The sequence below is a fragment of the Cognatilysobacter lacus genome (assembly GCF_008274655.1).
Taxonomy (GTDB): domain Bacteria; phylum Pseudomonadota; class Gammaproteobacteria; order Xanthomonadales; family Xanthomonadaceae; genus Cognatilysobacter; species Cognatilysobacter lacus.
In genome coordinates this window covers 1-12,362 of the sequence record NZ_VTRV01000082.1, presented here as the reverse complement: position 1 = coordinate 12,362, position 12,362 = coordinate 1, and the positions used below count along the sequence as shown (strand labels likewise).

At 69.3% G+C, this 12,362-nt stretch carries 8 protein-coding genes; 3 read left to right on the top strand and 5 right to left on the bottom strand.

What is annotated here, in order from left to right:
• Both FW784_RS08700 and FW784_RS08695 read right to left on the bottom strand, forming a co-directional pair.
• A partial coding sequence (locus FW784_RS08700) for a DEAD/DEAH box helicase (RefSeq protein ID WP_149352957.1) occupies positions 1-2,465 on the bottom strand: 2,465 nt, incomplete at its 3' end.
• An 81-nt stretch (positions 2,466-2,546) separates the two neighbouring features.
• Complete coding sequence (locus FW784_RS08695; protein WP_149352956.1) at positions 2,547-3,038, bottom strand: hypothetical protein; 492 nt, start codon at positions 3,036-3,038, stop codon at positions 2,547-2,549.
• 214 nt (positions 3,039-3,252) lie between these two features.
• Between FW784_RS08695 and FW784_RS08690 the strand changes: the two genes are divergently transcribed.
• Entirely contained in the window at positions 3,253-3,933 is a 681-nt protein-coding gene (locus FW784_RS08690) for a L,D-transpeptidase family protein (protein ID WP_149352955.1), read from the top strand.
• A gap of 70 nt (positions 3,934-4,003) precedes the next feature.
• Here the strand turns inward: FW784_RS08690 and FW784_RS08685 are convergent, their stop codons facing one another.
• Positions 4,004-5,869 (bottom strand): beta-propeller domain-containing protein, encoded by a 1,866-nt coding sequence (locus tag FW784_RS08685; protein WP_149352954.1) that lies wholly within the window; start codon positions 5,867-5,869, stop codon positions 4,004-4,006.
• A 123-nt stretch (positions 5,870-5,992) separates the two neighbouring features.
• Between FW784_RS08685 and FW784_RS08680 the strand changes: the two genes are divergently transcribed.
• Positions 5,993-7,327, top strand: coding sequence for an HD-GYP domain-containing protein (locus tag FW784_RS08680; protein ID WP_149352953.1), 1,335 nt, complete (start codon positions 5,993-5,995; stop codon positions 7,325-7,327).
• A 5-nt stretch (positions 7,328-7,332) separates the two neighbouring features.
• On the opposite strand, the gene FW784_RS08675 is transcribed toward FW784_RS08680, so the two are convergent.
• Together FW784_RS08675 and FW784_RS08670 are read right to left on the bottom strand one after the other, a co-directional pair.
• Positions 7,333-7,704 (bottom strand): hypothetical protein, encoded by a 372-nt coding sequence (locus FW784_RS08675; RefSeq protein ID WP_149352952.1) that lies wholly within the window; start codon positions 7,702-7,704, stop codon positions 7,333-7,335.
• Between the two features lie 96 nt (positions 7,705-7,800).
• Complete coding sequence (locus FW784_RS08670; protein ID WP_149352951.1) at positions 7,801-11,487, bottom strand: indolepyruvate ferredoxin oxidoreductase family protein; 3,687 nt, start codon at positions 11,485-11,487, stop codon at positions 7,801-7,803.
• 231 nt (positions 11,488-11,718) lie between these two features.
• On the opposite strand from FW784_RS08670, the gene FW784_RS08665 reads away from it, so the two are divergent.
• A partial coding sequence (locus FW784_RS08665; RefSeq protein WP_187770744.1) for a tetratricopeptide repeat protein occupies positions 11,719-12,362 on the top strand: 644 nt, incomplete at its 3' end.

Sequence of the window (12,362 nt, the reverse complement as noted above, 5' to 3'; positions counted from 1 at the left end):
GCCGCGGCGCCGGAGCCCGTCGCCAGCAACGTCAGCACGCGGCTGGCAAGCGCCTTCGGCGAGGTCGCGCCGGCGCGTTCCTCCTCCGCCGCAAGGATGGGGCCCACGCACGCGGGGCAACCGCCGCGGCAGTCGCAACGTTCCACCAGTTCGATCGCGCGCTGCACCAGCTCGGCCTGTCGCGTCCACAACGGCTCCGACAGGCCGACGCCGCCCGGGAAGTTGTCGTACAGATAGAGGGTGGGCACGAACTGCTGCAGTTCGAACGGCGCGAGTTCCTGGCCTTCGCCGCCGCGCAGCTGGCCGCGCCCGTGGGTGTCGGCGGTTGCGAACCAGCCGCCGTCGCCGTTGCCGATCGCCTTCTGCAGGTCGCGTGCGTCGGCCATCACCGCGAGCGTGGCGACCACGTGCAGCGCATAGCCGGCGCCGAGGAAGCCGTCGAGCGCGTCCTGCCGCGAGGCGAACCAGGCCAGCAGTTGCGGTTGCGGGATCTGCCACCACGCGGCGGTGGTGTGCAGCTCCTGGTCGGGCAGCGTCACAGGGCCGTAGCCGATGTTTTCGTGCGTGTAGTAGCGGATCTTCTTGTAACCCGCGACGCGCCGCACCATGTGCACTTCGCCGTGGCGCGCATCGCCGTCGCCGGCAGGCGCGCGGTCGAACTCGGCGAGCACCTTGAGCTTGGTGTAGTCGATCGAGTCGGTGTAGTAGTCGACGAACGTGCGCGTGACGTAGGCCTTGCGGCCCTCCCAGTCGAGCCGCTCGACCTGGTACGGCGTCGACTGCACCATGTGGATCGCGCCCTCGTAGAGCGTGAGCGCGGCGGCGGAGTAATCGACTTCGGCGATGATCTGCTGGCGGCCGTCGGTGCGATCGACCACGACGAAGTTGCCGTCGGCCACGCTGCGCAGGCTCACCGCGTTCGCCGGATAACTGTCGGCGATCCATTCCCAGCGGTCGCCTTCGCGATGCACGACTTCGGTTTCGGCGAGCGCTTCGAGGTATAGCTCGGGCTCGATCGGGCCGAAGTTCTCGCCGGTGACGAACACCAGCTCGAAGGCGGCGCAGCGGATGTGGTCGAACAGGATCAGCGGCTGGTCGGGGGCGATGCGTGCGTGTTCGGGCGGCGCGTCGATGAAGAACTCGGGATGGCGCACGACGTACTGGTCGAGTGGCTGCGAGTTCGCCACCAGCACGCCCAGCGACGGCTGCTGACGCCGCCCGGCGCGGCCGAAGCGCTGCCACGTGCCGGCGACGCTGCCCGGATACCCGTTGAGGATGACGACATCCAGTGAGCCGATATCGACGCCGAGTTCCAGCGCCGAGGTGCTGACGATGCCGTCGATGTCGCCAGCGCGCATCGAGCGCTCGACCTCGCGGCGCTCGGTCGGCAGGTAGCCGCCGCGATAGGCACGGATGCGCGGCGGCTTGCGCGGATCGTGGTCGAACACGTCCTTGAGGTATTTCGTCAGCACTTCGACCATCAGCCGGGTCTGCGCGAACACCAGCGTCTTGAGGCCGGCCTTGATGGCGAGGCGCGCGATGCGGTTGCTCTGCGAGCGCGCGCTGGCGCGCAGGCCCAGGTCGGGGTTCACCACCGGCGGGTTCCACAGCAGCACGTGCTTGTCACCCGTCGGCGCACCGGATTCGGTGATCGCGGTGACGCCATGCTCGATCAGCGCCTCCGCATGCTGCTGCGGGTTGCCGATCGTCGCGCTGCACAGGATGAACTGCGGGTTGGAGCCGTAGAACGCGCAGATGCGCTTGAGGCGTCGCAGCACGTTGGTGACATGCGAGCCGAACACGCCGCGATACGTATGTACCTCGTCGATCACCACGTATTGCAGGTTCTCGAAGAACTGCGCCCACTTGGTGTGGTGCGGCAGGATGCCCTGGTGGAGCATGTCCGGGTTGCTGACCACGATGTCGCCATGCAGGCGGATCGCCTGGCGCGCATCGCCCGGCGTATCGCCGTCGAAGGTGAAGGCCTTCAGGCCGAGGTCACCGGCGCGCGAGAGCTCCAGCAGCTCGGCGACCTGGTCCTGCGCCAGCGCCTTGGTCGGGAACAGGTAGAGCGCCTTGGCGCCGCGCTCCATCGCCGCGGTGACCACCGGCAGCGTGTAGCAGAGGGACTTGCCCGACGCGGTCGGCGTGACCACCACGACATGCTCGCCACGTCGCGTGGCCGCCCACGCCTCGGCCTGGTGCGAGTACAGGCGCTCGATGCCGCGCGATTTCAAGGCGCCCGCCAGCGCTGCCGGAAGATCCGCGGGCAGCTCGGCATAGGCGCCTTCGCGCCCGGGAAGGGTGAAGTGCCCGGTGATCCGGTCGGCGTAGCGACGCGCGAGCGCCTGCGTCAGCCCCGCGCCATCGCCGCGTGCGGCGCGAGCCGGCACGGTTGCGTCGTCCCCGGTATTGGCACGCCTGCCCGTACCGTGTCGCGCCAGTTCGCGCCCCGTCGTCGCCATGCCCGCCCCCGTCGTGATCGAGGGGGGATTGGGCCGCAGCGGCGTCGCAGCCCGTGAGTCCGGCGCGTGGCTGAGACGGCGTCAGCCGGGCAGCGCGGCCTCGCGGCGCGACCATGCGCGCAGGCAGCGTTCGGTAGGAATGCCGATGCCACTGGCCTTGCCGTGCGTATAGAGAGTGATATGCGCGGGTGGCATGGTGAGCTGGCGGCCGAGCAGTTCGCCGAGCCAGCGGTGGTAGAAGCCGAGGGCCGGCATCTCGACCAGCTCGATGACGCTCGCTAAGGTTCCGGGCTTGCCGTCATCGCCGACGCCGGGGCGCCGGATGACGCGTCGCTGCTCGGTGCGGCGATACGACCAGTCGAGCGCCTCGAACGCCGGGCGCGTGCCGGCTTCAAGTCGATCGCCGAGGACGTCGCGCAACTCGCGGCCGAGCGCGTGCGCCACCACGGTCACGTGCAATTCCTGCTTGGGGGCGAAAACGCGACCGTCGATCTCGAGCGGCGCCGTCGGCGGCGAATCGTCGAGCGGGAGCACCAGGGTGTCGTCCTGCGTCCAGCCGGGCCATGTCGTCATCGCTGCAGTCCTCCGTGGGCGTGCTTGCAGTGAAGCACGGTCCCGTGCGCGCTGCGAAAACACGTTTCGTGCGTATCGCGTTCATCCGCCATGCGGGGACCTGCAGACGGGGTCAAGACTTTCGGCTATTTCCCGGCCTGTGAGCAGGTTTCGTTAAGCGCGCGGTCGACTTGATCAAATCGACGCTGATGCATCGATCGCTAGCGTCCAATCCATGGACACCTACCCGACCTCGAAGCTCTTCCGCCGCCTCCAGCGCGTCGCCACGCACACCGCGGCCGTGCTGTTGCTCACGCTGTCCGCAGGCACCGCGTTCGCGGCCGAGGGCGATGCGCCCCTCGCGCCGGGCACGTTCGAGTGGAACCCCGACGCATCCTCGAGCGGGCCGGTCGTGGTGGTGGTGTCGCTGCCGAAGCAGATGGTGCATGTCTATCGCGGCGACACGCGGATCGGTCGTTCCACGATCAGCAGCGGCAAGCCGGGGCACGACACGCCGACCGGCATGTTCGAGATCCTCGAGAAGGACGTCGACCACCATTCCAACAAGTACAACGACGCGCCGATGCCTTACATGCAGCGCCTGACCTGGGACGGCGTCGCGCTGCACGCTGGCCACATTCCGGGCTTTCCCGCGTCGCATGGCTGCGTGCGCCTGCCGAAGGAATTCGCCGCCGACCTGTTCCAGGTCACCGAGCGCGGCGGCCGCGTGATCATCGCCGACGAGACCAACTTCAGCGAAGCCGTGCTGGATCCGGGCGAGCACGTCCCGGTGGATCCTTGGACCGGGCTCGAGCCGGGTATGACGCGCGATACGGCAAGCGTGCAGGTCTCGACCGGCGTTGAGAGCGCACCGAAGACACAGATGGCGGGCGCCCCGGCGCTGGCCGGCAACTGACGGAGAGGCGGGCGGAGGGACAGGCGGCGGCTCGGATGGGCCGCCGCCTTTTTGCGCCGGACGGTGCGCCTCAGTCCGATACCTGTGCGCGCGGGCCGAAATCGACGCGCCGGCGCTCGCCGATGCACGCGGCATCGATGCGGCCTTCGACCAGTTCATAGCCCATCAGCGCGAACACGCGCTCGCCGATGAAGATGGGCCGCGCATTGCCGTACCAGTCGACGCAGCTCGCGCGGCAGCGGTCGTCCAGCGACGACGACTGCCTCGAATCGAGCGTGCCTAGCGGCGAAAGGGCGAGCGAACGGTTGCGCAGGTACAGCACCGAGGCGCCGGGATGCTCGCCGCCGCGCAGGATCGGCAGGCCGAGCACGCCGCTTTCGGCATCGTGCGGACGGTAGAAGAAGCCATGCGTGCGCGCGTCGCCCTGTTGCGCATCGGGGCGCCGATAGGCGCCGGCCAGCGCCGCGTGCGACGTTCCCAGGCGCAGGCCGGTGAACACCAGGCTGTCGGCCTCGCTGCCCACCAGCACCGCATCGCTGCCCAGCGCGTCGATGCGTTCGAGCGAATGCGGCAGCGAAAACGCCTGCACGGGTTGCGATGACGCAAAGCGCAGCGCCTGCACCTGCGGCCGCTCGCCGGAGCCGTCGCCGTACACCAGCCAGTCGCCGATGAAACGCTGGTGCAGGTTCCAGCCGGACGTGCCGGGCAGCACGCGGTAGCGCGAGCGGTCGGCGCGCGCCACCGCGTCGCCGAACGCAGTCACCGGCACCCGCAGCAGCGCGAGGTCGCCGCTCGCCGCGCGCGAGGCCCACATGCCTTCGCCGTCGCCCTCGCGCGAAACCAGCACGTTGAGCCAGCCGTCCTTCTGCAGGAACGCCATCTGGTCCACCGGAATGCCCCAGGTGCGCAAGGACGACGGCGCGCCGCCATCGAGCGGCAGCCGGAACACGGTGGATGTCATCGTGCCGCGGCCGTTGCTGACACCGGCGGTCCACACGTACACCGCGTCCTCGGCGACATGGAACACGCGGCCTTCGTTGCCCAGCACCGCGGTGGATTCGCAGTCCATCGAGGGATGGTCGAGATGGCAGATGGAGACCGTATGCAGCGTGGCCTCGCCGGCGAGGTCGTCGATGCCGCGATAGATGCGCGTTGCCGGCAGCATCCGGTGGAACGACGAAGAGGCGGCATCGCCCGACCAGCGGCGATACGCCGGCATCGCGTCGCGCCAGTCGCCCCACGGCGTCAGCCGCATCGGCGAGTAGAAGACCAGCGTGTGGCCGATCAGCCGGCTCGCGTAGTTGCGCGAGGAGTAGTAGTCGTTGCTTCGCAGCTGGTACGTGGCGCGATGGCGCAGGCCGCCGTGCGCGTCGAGATCGAACACGCCGACCTCGGTGCCGCCACGCGAATAGCTGTAGCCGATCACGGCGACGGTGCCGTCGCTCACCAGCATTTCGTCGTACCACGTGCCTCCCGGGTCGATGCCCGGACCGAAGGCGTCGACGGCCGCCACCGCATCGAGCCGGTCGCCGCCGACGCGGACGGTGAACAGCCGGCCGCGACGCAGCACGATCAGGTAGTCGCCCTGGCGTTTGACGATGTCGCCTTCGTCGACGCCCTGCACCTGGTTGTTGGTGATGCTGCCCGCCTCCTTTGCCTCGACTGGCGCGCTGGCGGACTGCGTCGAAACGACGTCCATCGCCGGCGCGGCCGCCATCGGTGCGGGCATCGGCGGCATCTCGGCGCCGGCCACGGACTTCTCCATGCGTCGCTGGCGTGCGGCCCGCTTCTGTTCGCGCGCATGCCAGCTGTCCAGGCTGCGCACCAGCTGGGCCTCGCTGCGGAACGGCGTGAGCGTGGGCGCGGCGGCAGCGCCCGGCGCAAAGCCCGCCAGAAGGAGCAGCACGACGGCGGTTCGGATCGGGGATGGCGACATGGGCATGGCCTTCAGTGGTGTCGGCGGGAAAAACGCGCGAACGCGCCGGCCGGGGTTGGGCATCCTGCAGCTTCAGCATTGGCGGCCGATACTGGGACCGCGACCCGCTGCCTTGCGATTCCCGTGCCCGCACTCAAGCTTGCCGAACTGATCGGCTCCCTCAGCTACGCGCTGGACCTCACCGAGGGTCAGCCCGATGGTCACTGCCTGCGCGTGTGCTGGATCGGCATGCATGTGGGCGACGCGATCGGGCTCGATGCCGATGCGCGCTGGTCGCTCTACTACACGCTGCTGCTCAAGGACCTTGGCTGCAGCAGCAATGCCGCGCGCATCTGCGAGATGTACCTGGCCGACGACCGCGCTTTCAAGCGCGACTTCAAGCAGGTGGGCACCGGTCCGCTCGACCTGCTCGGCTTCGTCGCCTCGCACACCGCCACCCAGGCCGGCTGGCGCCGGCGGCTCGCGTCGCTGGTGAACATTGCACGCAACGGCGACGCGCTTGCGCAGGAACTGATCCAGACGCGTTGCAGCCGCGGCGCGGCCATCGCACGGCGCCTGCGCTTTCCCGAGGCGGTCGCCAGCGGGATCCATTCGCTCGACGAACACTTCGATGGCAGCGGTCGGCCCGATGGCCTGGCGGGCGACGCGATTCCACTCGCGTCGCGCATTGCGTTGCTGGGGCAGGTGGTCGATGTGTTCCAGTTCGCGCAGGGCCCCGATGCCGCGCTGGCCGAGGTGCGCCGTCGCGCCGGTACCTGGTTCGATCCTCAACTGGTCGCGGCGCTCGAATCGGTCGCGCAGCGCCCCGGCTTCTGGCAAACCCTGCAAGGCGACGGGCTCGAGGCCGCGGTGAACGCTCTCGAGCCGCCGGGCCGCTCCATGCCGCTGGACGACGATTACCTCGACGACATCGCCGAAGCCTTCGGTGACGTGGTCGACGCCAAAAGCCCGTTCACCGCGGGCCACAGCGCGCGCGTCGGTTTCTACACGACCGAACTGGCGCGCGGTCTCGGGATCGAAGGCGCCCGGCTTCGCTGGCTGCGCCGCGCGGCGCTGCTGCACGACGTCGGCAAGCTCGGCGTGAGCAATACCATTCTCGACAAACCGGGCAAGCTCGACGCGGAGGAGTGGCGGGCGGTGCAGCGCCACGCGGCGTACACCGGGCACATCCTCGGCCGCATCTCGGCCTTCGACGAGCTGGCGCGCATCGCCGCGGCGCATCACGAAAAGCTCGACGGCACCGGGTATCCGCTCGGGTTGGCCGCCGCCGACATCACGCTGGAAACGCGGATCATCACGACCGCCGACATCTTCGACGCGATCACCGCGTCGCGCCCGTATCGCGGCGCGACGCCGGTCAACGATGCGCTCGACATCATGCGAGGCCATGTCGGCACCGCGATCGATCCGGTGTGTTTCCACGCGCTGGAAGCGCTGGTGGCCGGCGTTCCGGCGTGAACGCGTCAGCCGGTCGATGACCGCCGGGAGGCGGATTCGACGGTCAGCCACTTGTCCGAGGTGCGCCTCCAGTCGGGCTCGTGCGAGGCCAGCCATTCCTCGAAGCCGATGATGCCCAGCTGCGCGGACGCGGCGATCTCGCAGAGGCGGCCGACGACCCATGCGCGATGCACGCGGCGCGTACGCGCCAGCAGGCGCAACGCCGCGGCGAGGAACGAGTCCACGGTCGCCGCCAGCAGGCGCTCGGCGCTGCGCGGGCGGCCGACGCGCTCGCGCGCACTCCGCGTCACGGCCAGGGCCAGCGACGCGAGTTCGAGTTCGAGTTCACCGCGCGAGAGCACGCCCGCGTCGCGGTGTCCTTCGTGTTGCACATCCATGGCCGGTCCGCACTACCCGAGTCGGGCGACAATTTCGTCGCCGCAGCGTCATTGCGGCGTCATGGCGGCCTGTTCACGTTCGCCGATCCGGGGCGGTCAGGCGACCTGGAGGATGCGTAGCGGGTTGTCCCATGCACCCAGCAACTCGGCCTCGCGTGCCTTGGCGGCCGCGAGGTGCGCTTCCTTGACGTGCCCATAGCCGCGGATGTGCTCCGGGATCGACGCGATCTGCGCGGCGAGGTCGACGTTGCCGGCGTCCAGCCTGCCAAGCAGTGCATCCACCGTGCGGAAGTAGTCCTCGATAAGCGCGCGCTCGGTGCGCCGTTCATGCGTGCGGCCGAACACGTCAAACGCGGTGCCGCGCAGGAAGCGCAGCCTGGCAAGAATGCCGAACGCGGTGAACACCCATGGGCCGTAGGCCTTCTTGACGCCGCGGCCGGCGGCGTCCTTCCTGGAAAGCATCGGCGGCGCGAGATGGAAGCGCAGCTTGTAGTCACCTTCGAACTGCTGCTCGACGCGGCGCTTGAAGTCCCCGCTGGTGTACAGGCGCGCGACCTCGTACTCGTCCTTGTAGGCCATCAGCTTGAAGGCATAGCGCGCCACGGCCTCGGTCAGGTCGGTGCTGCCGGGCGCCCGCTGCGCCTCGGCGTCACGCACCCTGGCGACCAAGTCCACGTAACGCCTGGCGTAGGCCGCGTTCTGGTATTCGGTGAGGAACTTCACGCGACGCGCGATCACCTCGTCGAGCGAGCGCGACAGCCGCGCGTCGTCCAGCGGAAGGAACGCGACGTTGTCGCCGCTGTCATGCGACGGCACGTGGCGCAGGTCGTCCTGCACCGGCATCGCGCGCGGGATGCTCGGGCCGCCGGCCTCGTGGCCTTCCCACTGCGCGGGCGGCAGCATCGGCAGCGCATGCGGCGTGGATTCCGCCACGGTGCGGCGATTGGTGGTGAGCCCGGCGGCGTCCGCAACCGCGTGCGGGTCGATGGCCGCCAGGCGGCCCCACGCGAACGCAGCCTTGTTCATCTCGATCGCCGCGCCGTTCAGCTCGACCGCGCGCATCAGCGCGTCGAACGAAATCGGCACCAGCGCCCGCTGCCAGGCGTAGCCGAGCATGAACAGGTTGGTCGCGATGGCGTCGCCGAGCAGCGCGGTGGCCAGCTGAGTGGCGTCGACGACGAGCGGCTCCGCACCGTCGAGCGCGCGACGCACGGCGTCGACGATGTCGGCCGCCGGGAAGTCCATGTCCGGGCGCGTGGTGAACGTGCCGGGCATCGCTTCGTAACTGTTGAGCACCACCTGCGTGCGACCGGCGCGCACCTTCGACAGCGCCCAGTAATCGTTGACCACGACCATGTCGCAGCCGAGCACCAGGTCGGCCTCGCCCGCGGCGATGCGCACGGCGTGGATGTCGGCCGGCGCGTTCGCAATGCGGATATGGGTGGTGACCGCGCCGCCCTTCTGCGCGAGGCCGGTCTGGTCGAGCACGCTCGAGCCCTTGCCTTCGAGATGACCGGCCATGCCAAGCAGCGCGCCGATGGTGACTACGCCGGTGCCGCCGACGCCGGTGATCAGGATGTTCCACGGGCGATCGAGCGCGGGCAGCGTCGGCATCGGCAGATCGTCGAGACGATCCTTCGCCCCGGACGGTTTCTGCTTGCGCAGCTTGCCGCCTTCGACGGTGACGAAGCTCGGGCAGAAGCCTTCGACGCAGCTGAAGTCCTTGTTGCAGTTGCTCTGGTCGATATCGCGCTTGCGGCCGAACTCGGTCTCCTTCGGCAGCACCGACACGCAGAACGATTTCTTGCCGCAGTCGCCGCAGCCTTCGCAGACGAGCGAGTTCACGACGACGCGCTTCTGCGGGTCGACCATCTTGCCGCGCTTGCGGCGGCGGCGCTTCTCGGTCGCGCAGGTCTGGTCGAAAATCAGCACGCTGGTGCCCTCGACCTCGCGCAGGCGACGCTGCGCCGCATCCAGTTCGCGGCGATCGAGGAACTCGACGCCGGCCGGGAAGATCGACGCATCGCTCCACTTCGCGATGTCGTCGCTGAGCAGCACGATCGTCTGCACGCCTTCCGAACGCACCTGGTGCGCGATCTGCGGAACGCTGAGCGTGCCGTCGACGGGCTGGCCGCCGGTCATCGCCACTGCGTCGTTGTAGAGGATCTTGTAGGTGATGTTCACGCCGGCCGCGACCGACTGCCGGATCGCCAACGAGCCGCTGTGGAAGTACGTGCCGTCGCCGAGATTCTGGAACACGTGCGGCGTGTCGGTGAACGCCGCCTGCCCCGCCCACGTCACCCCTTCGCCGCCCATGTGGGTGAACGTGTCGGTGCTGCGGTCCATCCACGTGACCATGTAATGGCAGCCGATGCCCGCGAGCGCGCGCGAGCCTTCGGGCACCACCGTCGACGTGTTGTGCGGGCAACCCGAGCAGTAGTGCGGCACGCGCGGGAACGCGGCGCGCGGCAGCGCGAGTTCGGATTCCTTCTGATCCATCCACGCCAGCACGTCGCGGATGTGCGACGAATCATGGAAGCGCTGGATGCGGCGTGCGATCACGCCGGCGATGCGCGCGGGCGTGAGTTCGCCGGTGGACGGCAGGATCCACTCGCCGCTCTCGTCGTACTTGCCGACGACCGACGGGCGCTCGGCCCAGTTGTACATCTGCTCCTTCATCTGGCTCTCGATGAAGGACAACTTCTCCTCGACGACGAGGATGTCGGAGAGGCCGCGCGCGAATGCGCGCAGGCCCATCGGCTCGAGCGGCCACGTCATGCCGACCTTGTAGACGCGGATGCCGATGTCGCGGCAGGCGCGTTCGTCGAGGCCGAGGTACTGCAGTGCCTGCAACACGTCGAGATACGACTTGCCGGTGGTGATGATGCCCAGCCGCGCATCCGGCGAATCCACGACGATGCGATCGAGCCGGTTGGCGCGCGCGAAGGCCTGCGCCGCCTTCACCGCGTACTGGTGCAGGCGCATCTCCTGCTCCAGCGGCGGGTCGGGCCAGCGGATGTTCAAGCCGCCGGCCGGCATCTCGAAGTCGCCGGGCATCACGATGTCGAGTGCCAGCGGATTGACGTCGACCGACGCCGACGATTCCACGGTCTCGGCGATCGTCTTGAAGCCGACCCAGCGCCCGGTGAAGCGGCTCATCGCCCAGCCCACCAGGCCCATGTCGAGGATGTCCTGCACCCCGGCCGGGTTCAGCACCGGCATCAGCGCACTGACGAATTCGTGCTCGGACCCGTGCGGCAGCGTCGAAGAACGACACGCATGGTCATCTGCCGCCAGCGCCAGCACGCCCCCGTGGCGGGCGGTGCCCGCCGCATTGGCGTGCTTGAACACGTCGCCGCAGCGGTCGACGCCCGGACCCTTGCCGTACCACATGCCGTAGACGCCATCGACCTTCGCACCCGGGAACAGGCCGGTCTGCTGGGTGCCCCAGACCATCGTCGCGCCGAGGTCCTCGTTGAGGCCGGGGGTGAACTTCACGCCCGCGGCTTCGAGGTGCTTCTTGGCCTTCCACAGTTCGAGGTCGAAGCCACCGAGCGGGCTGCCGCGATAGCCGGAGACGAAGCCGCCCGTATTGAGCCCCGCGGCCTGGTCGCGCAGGCGTTGCATCAGCGGCAGGCGCACCAGCGCCTGCACGCCCGACAGATAGATGCGCCCGTCGATGCGGCTGTACTTGTCATCGAGCGTGTAGGCGGCATCGACAGCCGAGCGCGTAAGACCGGTGTCGGCCGAGGCGGGGGAGGAGAGTTCGGCGGTGCTGGACATGCGGCATGCTCCGACGCGGCCGCAGGGGGCCGCGAGGTGGCGTCGGGAAATGGCGTCGGCGGGCAGCGCGGCGAGGCCGCGAATCGGTGCCGGACGAGGCCGCGAAGTGTAGCAGCGGGGTCCGATCCGCCCCCTGCGCCGGCGTACGGCGAGCATTGGCATCGAACTTGCCTGTGACTTGCGCGCGCGACGACCGCGTCGACTCCTCCGCTCGAATCCGGGTCCCCCGACATGAACAGCCGTTCCCCCCTCGCCGCCGCGATCCTCGCCGCGTGCCTGGCGCTCGCCGCGCCTGCCCGCGCGCAGTCACCCGAACCTCCGCGCCAGGTCGAGTTCTATTTCGATGCCGATGCCGCGACCGTTCGCCCCGTGCTCGAGCTGAAGGATCCCAGCCCCGGGGCGATCGATCGCCTGAGCCGGCTCGTCGAACGCAAGCCCGACGCCACGCTGGAAGCCGCGCAACTCGCCCATTACGCGATGAAGGGTGGCCAGCCCGCGGTGGGCCGGGATCTCTACAGCCACGTGCTGTCGCGCATCGACCTGACCAGTGCGCTGTGGAAGCCCGTGAAGTGGAACTACGGCTGGGATCTGTACCGCTCGGGCGATGCCATGGGCGCCCTGCAGCAGTGGACGGACCTCGCCAATCGCGGCGGCAGCGCCTCGTGGGTGCCGCCGACGTTGGCGCTCGCGCTGTGGAAGGTTGGCCGGCGAGACGAAGCCGTGCGCTGGTATGCCGCCGCGGTGCGCACCGAGCCGACGCAGTGGTCGGGCGCATCGCAATTCGCGCAACAGCTGCCGCAGTGGCATGACGACGAGCGCGCGACGCTTGCCGACGTGCAGGCCGCATGGGCGGCGAACCCGCCCCGCTGGCCGTA

Bases quoted from the DNA above. Each gene is read 5' to 3' on its own strand.
- FW784_RS08670 (WP_149352951.1), bottom strand. From the start codon at position 11,487: ATGTCCAGCACCGCCGAACTCTCCTCCCCCGCCTCGGCCGACACCGGT.
- FW784_RS08675 (WP_149352952.1), bottom strand. From the start codon at position 7,704: ATGGATGTGCAACACGAAGGACACCGCGACGCGGGCGTGCTCTCGCGC.
- FW784_RS08695 (WP_149352956.1), bottom strand. From the start codon at position 3,038: ATGACGACATGGCCCGGCTGGACGCAGGACGACACCCTGGTGCTCCCG.
- FW784_RS08685 (WP_149352954.1), bottom strand. From the start codon at position 5,869: ATGTCGCCATCCCCGATCCGAACCGCCGTCGTGCTGCTCCTTCTGGCG.
- FW784_RS08690 (WP_149352955.1), top strand. From the start codon at position 3,253: ATGGACACCTACCCGACCTCGAAGCTCTTCCGCCGCCTCCAGCGCGTC.